This is a genomic window from Thalassiella azotivora, from assembly GCF_054781695.1.
The window spans coordinates 35,823-53,071 of the sequence record NZ_BAAGTX010000027.1 but is presented as its reverse complement, the minus strand read 5'-3'; the positions used below and the strand labels follow the sequence as shown (position 1 = coordinate 53,071).

At 75.3% G+C, this 17,249-nt stretch carries 14 protein-coding genes; 11 read left to right on the top strand and 3 right to left on the bottom strand.

What is annotated here, in order from left to right; genetic code table 11:
• Nucleotides 1-213 precede the first annotated feature (213 nt).
• On the top strand, nt 214-1,740 hold the full coding sequence (guaB, locus tag ACYVQV_RS16645; protein WP_461024435.1) for an IMP dehydrogenase: 1,527 nt from the start codon (nt 214-216) through the stop codon (nt 1,738-1,740).
• Between the two features lie 51 nt (nt 1,741-1,791).
• Nucleotides 1,792-2,934, top strand: a complete 1,143-nt coding sequence (locus ACYVQV_RS16640; RefSeq protein WP_461024434.1) for a GuaB3 family IMP dehydrogenase-related protein — start codon at nt 1,792-1,794, stop codon at nt 2,932-2,934.
• Nucleotides 2,935-2,968: 34 nt separating this feature from the next.
• Here the strand turns inward: ACYVQV_RS16640 and ACYVQV_RS16635 are convergent, their stop codons facing one another.
• Nucleotides 2,969-4,669, bottom strand: coding sequence for a long-chain-fatty-acid--CoA ligase (locus tag ACYVQV_RS16635; protein WP_461024433.1), 1,701 nt, complete (start codon nt 4,667-4,669; stop codon nt 2,969-2,971).
• Between the two features lie 65 nt (nt 4,670-4,734).
• Here ACYVQV_RS16635 and ACYVQV_RS16630 point away from each other — a divergent pair, with 65 nt between their 5' ends.
• From ACYVQV_RS16630 to ACYVQV_RS16615, 4 genes are all read left to right on the top strand, one after another.
• Complete coding sequence (locus ACYVQV_RS16630; protein WP_461024432.1) at nt 4,735-6,456, top strand: glycerol-3-phosphate dehydrogenase/oxidase; 1,722 nt, start codon at nt 4,735-4,737, stop codon at nt 6,454-6,456.
• 77 nt (nt 6,457-6,533) lie between these two features.
• Nucleotides 6,534-8,180, top strand: a complete 1,647-nt coding sequence (locus ACYVQV_RS16625) for a succinic semialdehyde dehydrogenase (RefSeq protein ID WP_461024431.1) — start codon at nt 6,534-6,536, stop codon at nt 8,178-8,180.
• The gene (locus ACYVQV_RS16620; protein WP_461024430.1) at nt 8,171-9,967 is read left to right on the top strand and encodes a GMC oxidoreductase; all 1,797 of its coding nucleotides are present in this window, start codon (nt 8,171-8,173) and stop codon (nt 9,965-9,967) included. Before ACYVQV_RS16625 ends, ACYVQV_RS16620 begins: the two co-directional genes overlap by 10 nt.
• Complete coding sequence (locus ACYVQV_RS16615) at nt 9,964-10,932, top strand: oxidoreductase (RefSeq protein ID WP_461024429.1); 969 nt, start codon at nt 9,964-9,966, stop codon at nt 10,930-10,932. Before ACYVQV_RS16620 ends, ACYVQV_RS16615 begins: the two co-directional genes overlap by 4 nt.
• 40 nt (nt 10,933-10,972) lie before the next feature.
• On the opposite strand, the gene ACYVQV_RS16610 is transcribed toward ACYVQV_RS16615, so the two are convergent.
• Entirely contained in the window at nt 10,973-11,260 is a 288-nt protein-coding gene (locus ACYVQV_RS16610) for a GNAT family N-acetyltransferase (RefSeq protein WP_461024428.1), read from the bottom strand.
• 392 nt (nt 11,261-11,652) lie between these two features.
• On the opposite strand from ACYVQV_RS16610, the gene ACYVQV_RS16605 reads away from it, so the two are divergent.
• The 4 genes from ACYVQV_RS16605 (at nt 11,653) to guaA (ending at nt 16,012) form a co-directional block, all read left to right on the top strand.
• Nucleotides 11,653-12,756: an LPXTG cell wall anchor domain-containing protein gene (locus tag ACYVQV_RS16605; RefSeq protein ID WP_461024427.1), complete on the top strand. Its 1,104-nt coding sequence runs from the start codon at nt 11,653-11,655 to the stop codon at nt 12,754-12,756.
• A gap of 165 nt (nt 12,757-12,921) precedes the next feature.
• Nucleotides 12,922-13,800, top strand: coding sequence for an SURF1 family protein (locus tag ACYVQV_RS16600; RefSeq protein ID WP_461024426.1), 879 nt, complete (start codon nt 12,922-12,924; stop codon nt 13,798-13,800).
• A 58-nt stretch (nt 13,801-13,858) separates the two neighbouring features.
• Nucleotides 13,859-14,206, top strand: coding sequence for a DUF3817 domain-containing protein (locus ACYVQV_RS16595; protein WP_461024437.1), 348 nt, complete (start codon nt 13,859-13,861; stop codon nt 14,204-14,206).
• A gap of 189 nt (nt 14,207-14,395) precedes the next feature.
• Nucleotides 14,396-16,012 (top strand): glutamine-hydrolyzing GMP synthase, encoded by a 1,617-nt coding sequence (guaA, locus tag ACYVQV_RS16590; protein ID WP_461024436.1) that lies wholly within the window; start codon nt 14,396-14,398, stop codon nt 16,010-16,012.
• 4 nt (nt 16,013-16,016) lie between these two features.
• Here guaA and ACYVQV_RS16585 read toward each other — a convergent pair whose 3' ends face one another.
• Nucleotides 16,017-16,583, bottom strand: a complete 567-nt coding sequence (locus ACYVQV_RS16585) for a dihydrofolate reductase family protein (RefSeq protein WP_461024425.1) — start codon at nt 16,581-16,583, stop codon at nt 16,017-16,019.
• A 73-nt stretch (nt 16,584-16,656) separates the two neighbouring features.
• Here ACYVQV_RS16585 and ACYVQV_RS16580 point away from each other — a divergent pair, with 73 nt between their 5' ends.
• Nucleotides 16,657-17,226 (top strand): TetR/AcrR family transcriptional regulator, encoded by a 570-nt coding sequence (locus ACYVQV_RS16580; RefSeq protein WP_461024424.1) that lies wholly within the window; start codon nt 16,657-16,659, stop codon nt 17,224-17,226.
• Nucleotides 17,227-17,249: the final 23 nt, after the last annotated feature.

The following is a 17,249-nucleotide window of genomic DNA, read 5'->3' as shown; positions in this document are numbered from 1 at the left end:
GGCGCCGAGGGCGGCGCGCCGGGCCCAGGGGCCGGGCGGTCGGCGCCCGAGCGCGACGCGGTCCCGGACGCCGGGCAGGCCGCGGACCCCGCCGTCCCGTCGGACGGCCCGGCGGGCGCGGGCACCGCGTCCCGAGCACCCTCCGGGCGCGGCTAGCCTGGTGGCCTGGGCGCGATCCCCAGGCCACCCCACCTCCTCAGGAAGGTCGACGCCGTGAGCCTCCCCCCGACCGACGGACACCCCGGCGCCCAGGAGCACGGCCTCTTCGGCCTCGAGGGGCTCACCTTCGACGACGTCCTGCTGGTCCCGTACCCGAGCGACGTCGTCCCTAGCGACGCCGACACGCGCTCGCGGGTCTCGCGCCGGGTCGAGGTGGCGGTCCCGCTGCTGTCCAGCGCCATGGACACGGTGACCGAGGCGCGGATGGCGATCGCGATGGCCCGGCAGGGCGGGCTCGGCGTGCTGCACCGCAACCTGTCCGCCGAGGACCAGGCGGCGCAGGTCGACCTGGTCAAGCGGTCCGAGGCCGGGATGATCACGCACCCCGTCACCACGGGCCCGGACGCGACCCTCGCCGAGGTGGACGCGGTCTGCGGCCGGTACCGGGTGTCCGGGCTGCCGGTCGTCGACGCGGACGGCGTGCTCGTCGGTATCGTCACCAACCGCGACCTGCGCTGGGAGTCCGACCACTCCCGCCTCGTCCGCGACGTCATGACGCCGATGCCGCTGGTGACCGCGCCCGTCGGCGTGGACCGCACCGACGCGATGGAGCTGCTGCGCCAGCACAAGATCGAGAAGCTGCCGCTCGTGGACGACGGCGGCCGGCTGCGCGGCCTCATCACCGTCAAGGACTTCACCAAGAGCGAGCAGTACCCGCACGCGACCAAGGACGACGAGGGCCGGCTGCGCGTCGGCGCGGCGGTCGGCATCTTCGAGGACGCCTGGAAGCGCGCGATGCTGCTCGTGGACGCCGGGGTCGACGTCCTCGTCGTCGACATGGCCCACGGCCACTCGGCCGCCGTCCTGGAGATGATCTCGCGGCTGAAGGCCGAGCCGGCCGCCGCGCACGTCGACGTGGTCGGCGGCAACGTGGTGACGCGCGCGGCCGCGCAGGCGCTCGTCGACGCGGGCGCGGACGGCGTCAAGGTGGGCGTCGGGCCGGGGTCGATCTGCACGACCCGCGTCGTCGCGGGTGTCGGCATGCCGCAGGTCACGGCCATCCACCAGGCGTCCCTGGCGTGCGGGCCGGCGGGGGTGCCGGTGATCGGCGACGGCGGGCTGCAGTACTCCGGCGACATCGCCAAGGCCCTCGTCGCCGGCGCGGACACGGTGATGCTCGGGTCCCTGCTGGCCGGGTGCGAGGAGAGCCCGGGCGAGCTCGTCCTCATCAACGGCAAGCAGTACAAGTCCTACCGGGGCATGGGCTCGCTGGGGGCGCAGCAGACCCGCGCCGGCGACCGCTCCTTCTCCAAGGACCGCTATTTCCAGAACGACGTGGCCACCGACGACAAGTTCGTCCCCGAGGGCGTCGAGGGGCAGGTGCCGTTCCGCGGGCCGCTGTCCGCGGTCGCCCACCAGCTCGTCGGCGGGCTGCGTCAGTCGATGTTCTACTGCGGCGCGGCGAGCGTCGAGGACCTCAAGCGCAACGGCTCCTTCGTGCGGATCACCGCCGCCGGCCTCAAGGAGTCCCACCCCCACGACATCCAGATGACCGTCGAGGCGCCGAACTACTCGCGCTGACGCCGCACGCCGGGGACGGGCGGGCCACCCCCCGCCGGTAGCCTGGCCGGTGTGATGAGCGAGATCGAGATCGGCCGCGGCAAGCGCGGACGGCGCGCGTACTCCTTCGACGACGTCGCGATCGTCCCCAGCCGGCGCACCCGCGACCCCGAGGAGGTCTCGGTCGCCTGGCAGATCGACGCCTACCACTTCGACCTGCCGGTGCTCGCCGCGCCGATGGACTCGGTGGTGTCGCCGGCGACCGCGGTGGCCCTCGGCCGGATGGGCGGGCTCGGCGTCCTCGACCTCGAGGGGCTGTGGACGCGCTACGAGGACCCTGAGCCGCTGCTCGCCGAGATCGCCGCCCTGGACGCCTCCGCCGCGACCCGCCGGATGCAGGAGATCTACAGCGCCCCCATCCAGCCGGAGCTCGTCACCGAGCGGCTGCGGCAGGTCCGCGACGCCGGGGTCACCGTGGCCGGGGCCCTGTCCCCGCAGCGCACCCAGCAGCTCTGGAAGACCGTGGTCGACGCCGGCGTCGACCTGTTCGTCATCCGCGGCACCACCGTGTCCGCCGAGCACGTCTCCGGCAACGCCGAGCCGTTGAACCTCAAGCGGTTCATCTACGAGCTGGACGTCCCGGTGATCGTCGGCGGCTGTGCCACGTACACCGCGGCGCTGCACCTGATGCGCACCGGCGCGGCCGGCGTCCTCGTCGGGTTCGGCGGGGGCGCCGCCCACACGACGCGCGTCACCCTGGGCATCCACGCGCCGATGGCCTCCGCGGTCGCCGACGTCGCCGCCGCCCGGCGGGACTACATGGACGAGTCCGGCGGCCGGTACGTGCACGTCATCGCCGACGGCGGCGTCGGCCGCTCCGGTGACCTCGTCAAGGCCGTCGCCTGCGGCGCGGACGCCGTCATGCTCGGTGCCGCGCTGGCCCGCGCGGTCGACGCGCCCGGGCGGGGCTGGCACTGGGGCAGCGAGGCGCACCACCCCCAGCTGCCGCGTGGTGAGCGGGTGCAGGTGGGCACGGTCGCCCCGCTGGCGGAGATCCTCAACGGGCCGGGCCGCGTCGCCGACGGCACCACGAACCTCATCGGGGCGCTGCGCCGGTCGATGGCCACCACCGGCTACTCCGACCTCAAGGAGTTCCAGCGGGTCGAGGTCGTCGTCTCCCCGTACCAGCCGACGCTGCCGCAGCCGACCCGCTGACCGGTGGGCCGCCGGCGCTCGGTCGGGCGGCCGGTCAGGCGGTGAGCCGCTCGCGCAGCTCGCGCCTGAGCACCTTGCCGATCACCGACCGGGGCAGGTCCTCGACCAGGTGCACCTGCCGTGGGGCCTTGTAGCCGGCCACCCGCTCCCGGGTCCAGGCGCGCAGCTCCTCGGGATCGGGCGCGCGGCCGTCCACGGGCACCACGGCCGCGACGACCTGCTCGCCGCCGTCCGGTCCGGGGACGCCGAGCACGCTGACGTCCTCGACGTCGGGGTGCTCGCGGATCACGTCCTCCACCTCGGTGGGGTACACGTTGAAGCCGCCGGTGATGACGAGCTCCTTGATCCGGTCGACGACGCGGACGAAGCCGTCGGCGTCGACCTCGACGACGTCGCCGGTGCGGATCCAGCCGCCGTCCAGCAGCGTCGCTGCGGTCTCCTCCGGCCGGTTCCAGTAGCCGGAGAAGACCTGCGGCCCGCGTACCTGCAGCTCGCCGGGCTCGCCCGGAGCCACCTCCCGCTCGGGGTCCTCGGGGTCGGTGACCCGGATCCACGTCGACGGGAACGGCACCCCGACCGTGCCGTGCCGCCGGGCGGCCGAGAACGGGTTGCCGACCGTGATGGGGGAGGTCTCGGTCATCCCGTACCCCTCGACGAGCATGCCGCCTGTCTGGTCCTCCCACTGCCGGGCGACCTGCTCGGGCAGCGACATCGCGCCGGAGATGGCGTGGCGCACCGACGACAGGTCCAAGCGGCCCTCGCCGGCGACCTCGGCGAGCCGGGCGTACATCGGCGGCACACCCGGCAGGAAGGTGGGCGGTCGCCGCTTCGCGGCCTGCACGACGAGGTCGACGTCGAACCGCGGCAGCAGCACCACGGTGGCGCCCACCGAGATGGCCACGGTCAGGCACAGGGTCAGGCCGTAGGCGTGGAACAGCGGCAGCACGGCGTAGAAGACCTCGTCACCCTCCCGCAGGTCGGGCACCCACGCCCGGGCCTGCGCGGCGTTGGCGGCCAGGTTGCGGTGGGTCAGCACGGCGCCCTTCGGCGAGCCCGTCGTCCCACCGGTGTACTGCAGCAGGGCCACGTCACCGGCCCGCGGCTGCGGCGTCGCGGGGTCCAGGGGCTCGCACGCCGCGACCAGCGGGTCCCACGGGTGGGTGCCGGGCGGCGGCTCGGCGGTCAGCTGCGCGCGGGTGCGACGGGCGGCCGGCACGGGCAGCCGCAGCGCCAGCCGCTTCGTCGCCGGCAGCGCCGTCGTGAGGTCCACGGTCAGGACCGTCGCCCCGGCCGCGCCGGTGCCGCGCAGCGCCTCCACGACCCGGCCGGCTGCGACGTCCCAGGCGACGACGACCACCGGGTCGTGGTCGGCCAGCTGGCGGCGCAGCTCGCCCGCCGTGTACAGCGGGTTGTGCTCGACGACGACCGCGCCCAGCCGCAGGGCCGCGTAGAAGGCCACGACGTGCTGGGGGCAGTTCGGCAGCACGATCGCGACCCGGTCACCGGCGCCCACGCCGAGCCGCTGCAGCGTGCGCGCCGCCCGGGACACGGCGTCCGCGAGCTCGTCGTACGTGGTGGTGCCGCCGAGGAAGTCCAGGGCCACCCGGTCGCCGTGGCGGGCGACGGTGTCGTCGAGCAGCCGGGTGAGCGGCGCGTCCGGGACCTCGACGTCCGCGGGGACCCCCGGTGCGTAGGAGGCGAGCCACGGGCGGTCGGTGGAGGAGGTGCTGACCATGCGGACAGTCTGCTGCCTGCGCCCCGGCGCGCCACCGCCGAAGGTCCCGGTGGCAGGCTGTGGCCATGAGATCGCGACCCGGGTCGGCCCGGCTGGGCCCCGTCGAGCGCCAGCGCGCCCTGGAGGCGATGGCCGCCCAGGAGGTCGACGTCCTCGTCGTCGGCGGCGGGGTCGTCGGGGCCGGGGTGGCCCTGGACGCCGCCACCCGCGGGCTGTCCGTCGCGCTCGTCGAGGCCCGCGACTTCGCCTCGGGCACCTCGAGCCGCTCGTCCAAGCTGATCCACGGCGGCCTGCGGTACCTGGAGATGTTCGACTTCGGCCTGGTCCGCGAGGCGCTGCGCGAGCGCGGGCTGCTGCTGCAGCGCCTCGCCCCGCACCTCGTCCGCCCGGTGCCCTTCCTGTACCCGCTGACCACACGTGTCGTCGAGCGCCCCTACGTCGCCGCGGGGCTGACGCTCTACGACACGATGGGGGTGGGGGCGGGCGCCTCGCGCGGCCTGCCGCGGCACCGGCACCTGACCCGGCGGCAGGCGCTGCGCGCCGTCCCGAGCCTGCGCAAGGACGCGCTCGTCGGCGCCGTCCAGTACCACGACGGGCTCGTCGACGACGCCCGGCACACCATGACGATCGTGCGGACGGCGGCCGCGTACGGCGCGCACGTCGCCAACCGCGCCCGCGTCGTCGGCTTCCTGCGGGAGGGCGAGCGCGTCGTCGGCGCCCGGGTGCGCGACCTAGAGGCCGGCCGCGAGCTGCGGGTCCGGGCCCGGCAGGTCGTCAACGCGACCGGGGTGTGGACCGACGAGACGCAGGCGATGGTCGGCGAGCGCGGCCAGTTCAAGGTGCGGGCGTCCAAGGGCATCCACCTGGTCGTGCCGCGCGACCGCATCCTGTCCTCCACCGGGCTGATCCTGCGCACGGAGAAATCCGTGCTCTTCGTCATCCCGTGGGGCCGGCACTGGGTGATCGGGACGACCGACACGGACTGGGACCTGGACAAGGCCCACCCGGCCGCCTCCGCCACCGACATCGACTACCTGCTGGAGCGGGTCAACCGGGTGCTGACGACGCCCTTGACCCGCGAGGACGTCGAGGGCGTGTACGCGGGGCTGCGGCCGCTGCTGGCGGGGGAGAGCGAGGAGACCTCGCAGCTGTCCCGCGAGCACGTCGTGGCCCACCCCGTCCCCGGGCTGGTCGTGGTGGCCGGCGGCAAGTACACGACGTACCGGGTGATGGCCCAGGACGCCGTCGACGAGGTGGCGCGGGCCCTGGACTTCCGCGTGGCCCCGAGCTGCACGGCGACGATCCCGCTGGTGGGGGCCGAGGGCTTCCACGCCGCGTGGAACAGCCGCAACCGGATCGCCGAGTCCTCGGGCCTGCACGTGGCGCGGATCGAGCACCTGCTGCGGCGGTACGGCACGCTCGTGCACGAGGTGCTCGCGCTGGTCGCCGAGGACCCGTCGCTGGCCGAGCCGCTGGACGGCGCCGAGGACTACCTGGCGGCCGAGGTGGCGTACGCGGCCGGGCACGAGGGCGCCCGCCACCTCGACGACGTCCTGACCCGGCGGCTGCGCGTGTCCATCGAGACGTGGGACCGCGGGGTGTCCGCGGCCCCGCACGCGGCCGCAGTGATGGCGGGTGTGCTGGGGTGGAGCGAGGAGCAGGTGGCGAAGGAGATCTCGCACTACCTGGCCCGGGTGGAGGCCGAGCGCGCCTCGCAGGAGCAGCAGGACGACGAGACCGCGGACGCCGCGCGGCTGGGTGCGCCGGACATCGTCCCGCTGGCCTGACGGCGGCGCGGGGCGGGCGGGTGGGCTGGTTACCGATGGGTAGCCACCCGGGGCGGTCGGTGCCTAGTCTGAGCGCCATGAGCACGGTCACGGCCGGTCCGTCCGGCCCCGCGGCGTCCGAGCAGCCCTCCAGCGCGGTCGGTGACCGTCCGGACCGGGGCCCGGGCCACCGGCTCGACCCCGAGCTCGTCGCCGCGCTGACCGAGCGGGTCGTGGCGTCCCCGCGGGCGCGCACGCTGACCACGACCGCCCCCTTCACCGGCGAGGCCCTCGCCGAGGTCCGCCTGTCCACCCCGGAGGACGTCGCGCTGGCCGTGGAGAGCGCCCGCGCCGCCCAGCGGGACTGGGCCCGGCGTCCGCTGCGCGACCGCGCCGCCGTCCTGCTGCGGCTGCACGACCTGGTCCTGGCCGAGCAGGCCGACGTCCTCGACCTCGTCCAGCTCGAGTCCGGCAAGGCCCGGGCGCACGCCTACGAGGAGGTCGCCGACGTCGCGCTGGTCGCCCGCCACTACGCCCGCCGCGGCGCCGGGTACCTGCGTACCCGGCGGCGGGCCGCGCTGGTGCCCGTGCTGACCGTGACCCACGAGGTCCGCCACCCCAAGGGCGTCGTCGGGATCGTCGCCCCCTGGAACTACCCCCTCACCCTGGCCGTGTCCGACGCGCTGCCCGCGCTGCTGGCCGGCAACGCCGTCGTGCTGAAGCCGGACAGCCAGACGCCGCTGACCGCGCTGTGGGCGGTGCGGGCGCTGTCGCGTGCAGGGCTGCCCGACGGGCTGGTCCAGGTCGTCGTCGGCGACGGGCCGACCATCGGGCAGGCCGTCGTCGACCTCGCCGACTACGTCTGCTTCACCGGCTCGACCGCGACGGGCCGCCGGGTCGCCGCCCGGGCGGGGGAGCGGCTCGTCGGGGCCTCGCTCGAGCTCGGCGGCAAGAACGCCATGTACGTCGCGGACGACGCGGACGTCGAGGCGGCCGCCGAGTGCGCGGTCCGGGTGTGCTTCGCCAGCGCCGGCCAGCTGTGCGTGTCGGTCGAGCGCCTGGTGCTGCACGAGGGGATCGCCGACGCCTTCCTCGCGGCCTTCCTGCGCCGGGTCCGGGCGCTGCGGCTCGGGACCGGTCTCGACTGGTCGGCCGACGTCGGCAGCCTGGTCTCGGCCGCCCAGCTCGAGACGGTCACCGCCCACGTGCAGGACGCCGTGGCGCACGGGGCGACAGTGCTGGCCGGGGGCCGGCCGCGGCCGGACGTCGGGCCGCTCTTCTACGAGCCGACGGTCCTGGACGGCGTCCCGCCGAGCGCGGTCTGCCACGCGCAGGAGACGTTCGGTCCCGTCGTGTCGGTGTACCGGGTGACGTCGGACGCCGAGGCCGTCGCCTTCGCCAACGACACCGACTACGGGCTGAACGCGAGCGTGTGGACCGCCGACGTCGAGCGCGGCCGCCGCGTCGCCCGCGCCATCCAGGCCGGGACGGTCAACGTCAACGAGGGCTACGCCGCCGCGTGGGGCAGCATCGGCGCGCCGATGGGCGGGATGAAGGCCTCCGGCCTGGGTCGCCGGCACGGTGCCGAGGGCATCACGAAGTACACCGAGTCGCAGACCGTCGCGGTGCAGGTCGGGGCCAACCAGGGCGTCGGCCTCGGTGCCGTGTTCGGCCGCCCGCCCGAGCAGTGGACCGCCGCGTTCACCGGGGCGCTGCGGGCGATGAAGGCGGCGGGGTGGCGGTGACGCGGGTCGCGGTCGTCGGCTCCGGCTTCGGCGGCTCCGTCGCGGCGCTGCGGCTGGCCGAGAAGGGCTACGACATCACCGTCCTGGAGGCCGGGCGCCGGTTCGCCGACGACGAGCTGCCGCGCACGTCCTGGGACCTGCGCCGGTACCTGTGGGCGCCGGCGCTCGGGTGCTTCGGCATCCAGCGCATCCACCGCCTGCCCGACGTCCTGGTGCTGGCGGGCGCCGGCGTGGGCGGCGGTTCGCTGAACTACGCCAACACGCTGTACGTGCCGCCGGAGCCGTTCTTCCGCGACCCGCAGTGGGGGCGGATCACCGACTGGCAGGACGAGCTCGCCCCGCACTACGACCAGGCCCAGCGGATGCTCGGGGTGGTCCGGAACCGGTGCGAGGGCCTCGCCGAGCAGGTGATGCGCGACGTCGCCGAGGACCTCGGCGTGGCGAGCACGTGGCGGCGGACCCCGGTCGGGGTGCTGTTCGGTGAGCGGCAGGGTGAGACGGTGCCGGACCCGTACTTCGGCGGCGCCGGTCCCGAGCGGACGACGTGCACCGAGTGCGGGTCGTGCATGACCGGGTGCCGGGTCGGGGCGAAGAACACGCTGGTGAAGAACTACCTGGCGCTGGCCGAGCGTCTCGGCGTGCGGATCGAGCCGATGCGGACCGTCGTCGACGTGCGCCCGGTCGACCCGGCCGACACGTCCCGCGGGTACCGGGTGACGTCCGAGCGCTCGGGGGCGGTCGGGCCGTGGCGGCGCCGCACCCGTCGGGTGCTGGAGGTCGACCAGGTCGTCCTCGCGGCGGGCACGTGGGGCACCCAGTCGCTGCTGCACCGGATGAAGGCGACCGGGGCCCTGCCCCGCCTGTCGGACCGGCTCGGGGAGCTGACCCGGACGAACTCCGAAGCGCTGCTGGGCGCGATGACAGCGCGCGTGCCGCAGGGCGTCGACCTGACCCGCGGGGTGGCGATCACGTCGTCGTTCCACCCGGACGCCGACACCCACGTCGAGAACGTCCGGTACGGGCGCGGCTCCAACGCGATGGGGCTGCTGGCCACGCTGCTCGTCGACGGAGGCGGGCGACGGCCGCGGTGGGCGCGGTTCCTGCGCGAGGCGGTCCGGCGTCCCCGCGACCTGGCGATGGCGCTGTCCGTGCGGCGCTGGAGCGAGCGCACGATCATCGCCCTGGTCATGCAGACCCTGGACAACTCGCTGACGGTGTCCGCGCGCCGCCGCGGGGCGGGACCGGTGCGCTGGTGGTCGCTGACGTCCCGGCAGGGGCACGGCGAGCCCAACCCGACGTGGATCCCGGTGGCCCACACCGCGATCCGGCGGATGGCGGTGCGGCTGGCCGAGCGCACCGGTCAGCGGGCCGAGCCGGGTGGGACGGTCGGCGACCTGTTCGACGTGCCGATGACCGCGCACTTCCTCGGCGGGTGCGTGATCGGCGTCGACGCCGAGCGCGGCGTCGTCGACCCGTACCACCGGGTGCACGGGTACCCGGGGCTGCACGTCGTCGACGGCTCGGCGGTGTCGGCCAACCTCGGGGTGAACCCGTCGTTGACGATCACCGCGCAGGCCGAGCGCGCGACGTCGTTGTGGCCCAACGCCGGTGAGGAGGACCCGCGCCCCCGGCAGGGTGAGGGCTACCGGCGGCTGGCCGCCGTGCCGCCGGTGCGCCCGGCCGTGCCGGGCAGCGCGCCCGGCGCGCTGCGGCTGATCCCGGTGACACCCGTGCCGTCCTCCGCGTCGGCGGCGCCCGCGCGGGCGTCGACGGTGGAGCCGGCGTGAGCGGCTCCCGGGTCCCCCTGCCCGTGGTGCTGCCGGACCTGAGCGGCCGCACCGCGCTCGTCACGGGCGCGAGCTCGGGGATCGGTCTCGAGGTCTGCCGGGCGCTCGCCGCGGCCGGGGCGCACGTGCTGATGGCCTCCCGCGACCCCGCCCGCGCCGACGAGGCGCTGGGCGCCGTCCGGGTCGGCGTGCCGGGCGCCCTCGTCGACCACGTCCCGCTCGACCTGACCGACCTGGCGTCGGTGCGGACGGCGGCGGGGGACGTGCGCCGCCGGGTCGGGCGGCTCGACCTGCTGGTCGCCGATGCCGGGGTGATGGCCGTCCCGCGGTCGGTGACCGTCGACGGCTTCGAGCGCCAGCTCGCCACCAACCACCTCGGGCACTTCGCTCTCGGGGGTCTGCTGCTGGACCTGCTGCAGGCCGCCGCGGACGACGGCGGCGACGCGAGGGTGGTGTCGGTGACGAGCATCGCGCACCGCCGTGGTCGCCTGGACCGCGAGGACCTGATGGGGGAGCGGCGGTACCGGCCCTGGGACGCCTACGCGCAGTCCAAGCTGGCGAACGTGCTGTTCGCGCTGGAGCTGCACCGGCGTCTCGTCGCCGCGGGCTCCGCCGTGCGGTCGGTCGCCGCCCACCCGGGCGTGGCCGCCACGAACCTCGTCGCCGCCGGGCCGATGGCGCGCTCGACGGTGGCGGCCCGCGTCCTGGGTCCGCTGGTGGGTGCGGTCACGGCCACCTTCCTGAACGACGCCCGGCTGGGGGCGGCGCCGGTGCTGGTCGCCGCCACGGGTGGGGACGTGGCCGGCGGCGACCTGTGGGGTCCCACCGGTTTCGGGGAGGCGCGTGGGGCGCCCGGCCGGGTGCGCCCGGCGTCCGCGGCCCTCGACCCCGACGACGCGGCGTGGCTGTGGGAGCGGTCGCAGGAGCTCACGGGCGTGCGCTGGACGCTGCCCTCGTCGTCCTGACCGGGCGGGCCGTGCGGTCCGGGTGCCCGGCGGCGGGTAGTCAGGAGAGCAGGTCCTGGTACTCGGGGTGGCGCTCGATCCAGGAGGCGGCGAACGGGCACTGCGGGACGACGGTGCGTCCGTCGTCCCGCAGGTCGTCCAGGGCGCCGCGGACGAGCGCGGAGCCGACGCCGCGGCCCTCGTACGCGTCCTCGACGACGGTGTGCGTCAGGACGACGCGGTCCTCGTGCTGCTCGAGCTCGACGTAGCCGGCGACCTCGCCGTCCACGACGGCCTCGTAGCGCGAGCGGTCGTCGTCCCTGCGGACCTGGGTGCTGGTGTCGGCCATGGCCCCAGCGAAGCACAGGCCCGGCGGGGCGGCCTGTCGCCGGAGCCTCGGGCCGTGGCCGCGTTCGGGTCGCGGGCGGTCACCGGGCGTCACGAGACGCACGTGCCGTGACCGGCCAGGGACGTTGAGCGACAACGAGAGTGACCGCTCGTGTCCACCGGCTCACGTGCTGGCGATGAGACCCATGTCACACCCGGATCGACGGTCCCGGTCGGTCGGGCGGCTGCTTGACTTCGCGCCGAGCGGGCGCCTGACGGCGACCGTTCGGGGGACGTGACGAGGCGCGGCCGAACCCGGTCACCGCGCACCCGACGAGGTGCACGGCCGCGCGGAGCGAGTGGTGAGACCGGCCCCTCTGCCAGACGACCCACCGGACCTGACAGGGAGACCACGTGACCCGTGCCCTCAGGGCGATCCTCGCCGCCCTCCTCGTGATGACCGCGGGGGCCGTGCTGGCCCCCTCGGCCTCCGCCCACACCCCACGGATCTCCAGCACCTGCCAGGCGCTGTCCGTGCAGCTGACCCAGTACGTCGCCCGCGGGACGAACACCGTCCGCATCATCGTCAACGACGAGGTCGTCGTCGAGGAGGACTTCGGCGCCTCCTTCGAGGCGACCGTGCCGTTCGACTTCTCCGTCGAGCCCACCGCCCGGTGGGTCGTCGACGTCCAGGCGCACGACGACCTGCGCGGCCGCATGGGCTGGACCTTCTCCCGCAGCGGCACCCAGGACGCCTGCCCCGGCGAGACCCAGCCGGCCGTCCCGACGGCCGAGCTGGACTGCGCCGCGGGTGGCCTCCTCGTCACCCTGCCGCCCCGCCAGGGCGTGACCTACGTCGTCGACGGCGAGCGGGTCACCGACGAGCAGCACCTCGTGCCGGTCGCCGAGGACGCCGCGTACCGCGTCGTGGCGAAGGCCGTGACCGGCTCCTACGGCTACGAGACGGAGGAGCGCTTCGTCTTCGAGGGCGTGCGCAACTGCGAGGAGCCCGCGCCCGAGCCGGAGCCGTCCCCGTCCCCGTCGCCGTCCCCCGAGCCGGAGCCCGAGCCGGAGCCCGCGACGCCCGCCGAGCCGACCGTGCGCTCCGACTGCGACGACGACCTGGTCGTCATCACCCTGCCCGCCACCGAGGGCGTCGAGTGGCTCGTGGACGGCGAGCCGGTCCCTGCCGGTGACGTGGCGCTCGAGGTCGCCGAGGGCGAGGCGTACGCCGTGACCGTCGAGGCCTACCCGGCCGACGGCTACGAGCTCGAGGGCACGACCACCTGGGAGCTCGAGGGCGTCCTGGAGTGCGCCGAGGAGCCGGCCCCGTCGCCGTCCCCGACCGCCCCGACCGAGGTCGAGGACGAGGTGGTCGAGCGCGAGCCCGGCGACGAGCTGCCGCGGACCGGTTCGAACTCCCTGCTCGCCCTCGGGCTGGGCGCCGTCCTCGTCGCCGGCGGCGTCGGGATGGTCCTGCTCACCCGCAGCCGTCGCAGGGCCGCGCACAGCGCCTGACCACCCGGACGCCCGCCGTCCCGCAGGACTCGGTCCGCGGCCACTCCACGGACCGAGGCAGGACCCCGCACCCACCCCCCTCCGGGTGCGGGGTCCTGTCGCGTCCGACCGCCACCCGCCCACCCTGACGGCCGCGCCGGCCCGCCCGCGGGCTACCGTCGGAGGGTGCTCAGGACGGCTCTGCGACCGCGCTGGGTCGCCGCTCTGGTGCTCGCGCTCGCCGTCGCCACCGTCTTCTCGCTGCTGGGGCGCTGGCAGCTCGACCGGTCCCAGCGGTCCGACCCCGACGCGGCCCCGCCGCCGGTCGTCGACCTGGTGGAGGTCGCCGAGCCGCAGGTCGCCCTGCCGCAGGACGCCTTGCGCCCCGAGGTCCGGGTGACCGGCGCCTACCGCGCCGGCGACCAGCTCGAGGTGGTGCAGCGCGAGCTCGACGGCCGGCCGGGCCGGTGGGTGCTGGCCCCGCTGGAGGTGCGGGACGTCGTCGACGGGGCGACCGTCACGGCGACGCTGCCGGTCGTCCGCGGCTGGGTCGCCGAAGGGCAGCCGCTCCCGGCGCCGCCCGACGGTGAGGTCACGGTCCTCGGCCGGATGCACGGCAGCATGCGGCCGGCCGGTCGCACCGACCTGCCCCCCGACCAGGTGCGCGGCGTCAGCGCCGCCGACCTGGTCAATGTCTGGGATCCGCCGCTGTACGCGGGCTACCTCGTCGTCACCGAGGACGTCGACCCCGGGCTCGCGCCGGTGCCGGTCCAGTCGTCGCAGGGCCGGGGGTTCAACCTGCTCAACCTGTCCTACGCCTTGCAGTGGTGGGTGTTCGCCGGCTTCGCCGTGTTCCTCTGGTGGCGGGTCGTCGCCGACGCGCACCGCCGGGAGGTCGAGGACGCCGAGCCGGGCCCCTCGGCCGACGCCGACCCCGCCCGGGGCGAGCCCGGACCGGACGTCCCACCCGGCTCCGCCGAACCCGACTCCACCGAACACGGCCCCACTGAACCCGGCCCCACCGAACCCGTCACCACGACACCGCAGGAGCGCCCCCGTGCCTGAGCAGAACGGCCAGCCCACCACTGAGCAGCCCGTGGCGGCGCGCCGCGGCGGGACGCAGGTGCGGCCCGGGGCCGCCGGCAAGCGGCTCGGGCCCGCGCTGACGCGCTACCGGGTGATGGCGTACGTGACCGGCGCCTTCCTGCTCCTGCTGTGCGTGGAGATGGTCGCGAAGTACGTCGTCCTGGGGGGCGAGTCGTGGCTCGGCAGCTGGATCGCCATCGTCCACGGCTGGATCTACGTGGTGTACCTGGTGACAGTCGTCGACCTGTGGTCCAAGCTCCGCTGGAGCCTCGGGCGTCTCGTGGCGCTGGTCCTGGCCGGGGTGGTGCCCGTCCTGTCGTTCGTCGCCGAGCACCGCACCACCGCGGAGGTGCGCGAGCTGATGCGCGAGCGCGGCGAGGCCTGAGCGCCCGTCGGCCCTCCGCCCGCACTCGCCGGACCGGACGCCCGCCCGGTCGGCCCGGCGTCCGCCCGCCACTAGGCTGGCCGCGTGAGCCAGCCGCACCCGGACGAGCGCCCGGTCCCGGGGTCCTCCGCGCAGGACGCCCCCACCCACCGCCAGCACCACGGGCACGACGACGACCCGACGAGCGAGATCACCGCGGACGGCGCGCCGGCGTCCGGCCCGGGCGAGGCGAGCGGCACCGGCCGGGAGCGGCCCGTGCTCGTCGTCGACTACGGCGCCCAGTACGCCCAGCTCATCGCCCGGCGGGTGCGCGAGGCGAACGTGTACTCCGAGATCGTGCCGCACACCTGGTCCGCGGAGCGGATCCTGGAGCGCGACCCGGCCGCGGTGATCCTGTCCGGCGGGCCGTCCTCGGTGTACGCCGACGGGGCCCCTGCGGTCGACGAGGGGCTGTTCGAGGCCGGCGTCCCCGTGCTGGGCATCTGCTACGGCTTCCAGGCGATGGCGAAGGCGCTCGGCGGGGAGGTCGCCCGCACGGGCCTGCGCGAGTACGGCGGCACCGCCGTCAGCGTCGAGCGCGGTGACAGCGTCCTGCTGCACGGGCAGCCGACCGACCAGAGCGTCTGGATGAGCCACGGCGACGCCGTCCAGTCCGCCCCGGAGGGGTTCCGGGCCACCGCGACGTCGCCCGGCGCGCCCGTCGCTGCGTTCGAGGACGCCGAGCGCCGGCTGTACGGCGTCCAGTGGCACCCGGAGGTGCGGCACTCCACGTTCGGCCAGCAGGTGCTGGAGAACTTCCTGCGCCGCGGCGCAGGCATCACCGCCGACTGGACCACCGGCAACGTCATCGCCGAGCAGGTCGCCCGGATCCGCGAGCAGGTCGGCGACGCCCGGGTCATCTGCGGCCTGTCCGGCGGTGTCGACTCCGCCGTCGCCGCGGCCCTCGTGCACGAGGCCGTCGGTGACCAGCTGACCTGCGTCTTCGTCGACCACGGGTTGCTGCGCGAGGGCGAGGCCGAGCAGGTCGAGCGCGACTTCGTCGCCGCCACCGGGGTGAGGCTGGTCGTCGTCGACGCGGTCGAGCAGTTCCTCGGTGCGCTCGAGGGGATCACCGACCCCGAGGAGAAGCGCAAGACCATCGGCCGCGAGTTCATCCGCTCCTTCGAGCAGGCCGCGCGCGACCTCGTCGCGGACGCCGGCGCGCACGGCGAGGAGGTGCGCTTCCTCGTCCAGGGGACGCTGTACCCGGACGTCGTCGAGTCCGGCGGCGGCGAGGGCGCGGCGAACATCAAGTCCCACCACAACGTCGGCGGGCTGCCGGACGACCTGCAGTTCGAGCTCGTCGAGCCGCTGCGGACCCTGTTCAAGGACGAGGTCCGCGCCGTCGGCGAGCAGCTCGGGCTGCCCGAGGCGATCGTCTGGCGCCAGCCGTTCCCCGGCCCGGGCCTGGGCATCCGGATCATCGGCGAGGTCACGGCCGACCGGCTGGCCACCTTGCGGCGCGCCGACGCGATCGTCCGCGAGGAGCTGACGGCGGCCGGCCTGGACCGCGACATCTGGCAGTGCCCGGTGGTGCTGCTGGCCGACGTCCGCTCCGTCGGGGTGCAGGGCGACGGCCGCACCTACGGCCACCCGGTCGTGCTGCGGCCGGTGTCCTCCGACGACGCGATGACCGCGGACTGGTCCCGGCTGCCGTACGACCTGCTCGCGCGCGTGTCGACGCGCATCACCAACGAGGTGGACGGCGTCAACCGGGTCGTCCTGGACGTCACGTCCAAGCCGCCGGGCACCATCGAGTGGGAGTGAGCGCTCACGCCCGCACGTAGGTGTTGAGCAGGACACCGCCGGGGAGCTGCTCACTGGCGGCGAGCCGCATCCGGCGAGGTGCGTGCGCCAGCCGGGTCAGCGGGACGCCGGATCCCATCAGCACGGGGTTCACCTTGACCTGGAGCTCGTCGATCTCGTCGACGAGCTGTGCGGCCAGGTCCGCCCCGCCGCACAGCCAGATGTCCATGCCGTCCTCGGACTTCAGGTCGCGGACGCGGCTCGTGGCGTCCCCGCGGACGAGCTCCATGGTGCCGTCCGTGGCGAGGTCCCGGTGGGTCACCACCAGCTGACGCAGGTGCGGGTAGGCGCTCACCAGACCCGCGTCCACGGCCGGCTGGTGGGTGCGGGCCCCCATGACCACGGTGTCGAACCGCCGTGCGGGACCGCTGACGCCGAGCGCGTCCCGCACGTGCGCGGGACAGGTCTCCGGGTACCGGGCGAAGAGGTCACGCAGCACCTCCGGGTCGTTCGGGAAGGCGGAGGTGTCCCCGTCGGGGTCCGCGATGAACCCGTCCAACGACGTGGCGACGTAGTACACGAGCGAGCGCACGGGACCTCCTGGCGTCCGGGTGGTTGTCGCGCACAAACTACAACGATCGTAGTGGTTGGCGTAGGTTGGGGGCATGGTCGCGAACCCCGGGCGGCGGACCCAGCTGCTGGACGCCGCGATCGCCCTGCTGGGCTCGTCGGGAGCGCGCGGCCTCACGCACCGGGCGGTCGACGCCGAGGCGGCCGTGCCGGTCGGGACGTGCGCCAACTACTTCCCGCGCCGAGCGGACCTCGTGGTGGGCGTCGGCGAGCGCAGCTTCGAGCTGCTGTCGCCCGACGTCCAGCGGCTCGAGCCGATGGCCGGACTGGCCGGCGAGGACGCCGTCGTCGCGTACACCGCCTACGTCCTCGAACGGCTGCTCGCGCGCCCGCACCTCGCCCTGACGCTGATCGAGCTGCGCCTCGAGGCGGCCCGCAGTCCCGAGGTCGCCGAGCGGCTCACGCCGTTCCTGCGGGAGGGGTTCGCGGCCGACGTGGCGTTCCACCAGGGACGCGAGCTCCCCGGTGGCGCGGACCTCGTCGCCGCCCTCCACCACGTCGTCACCGGAGTGGTCCTCGACCGGCTGACCGTCCCCCTGCAGCCGGACGTCGACCCCGTCGCGGCGGCGACCGGGATCGCGCGACGACTCACCCGGGGCTGCTGAGACGCGCCGCGCGCCGGGCCCGG

Coding starts and splice junctions, on each gene's coding strand:
- ACYVQV_RS16635 (WP_461024433.1), bottom strand. CDS start 4,669: ATGGTCAGCACCTCCTCCACCGACCGCCCGTGGCTCGCCTCCTACGCA.
- ACYVQV_RS16630 (WP_461024432.1), top strand. CDS start 4,735: ATGAGATCGCGACCCGGGTCGGCCCGGCTGGGCCCCGTCGAGCGCCAG.
- ACYVQV_RS16625 (WP_461024431.1), top strand. CDS start 6,534: ATGAGCACGGTCACGGCCGGTCCGTCCGGCCCCGCGGCGTCCGAGCAG.
- ACYVQV_RS16610 (WP_461024428.1), bottom strand. CDS start 11,260: ATGGCCGACACCAGCACCCAGGTCCGCAGGGACGACGACCGCTCGCGC.
- ACYVQV_RS16580 (WP_461024424.1), top strand. CDS start 16,657: ATGGTCGCGAACCCCGGGCGGCGGACCCAGCTGCTGGACGCCGCGATC.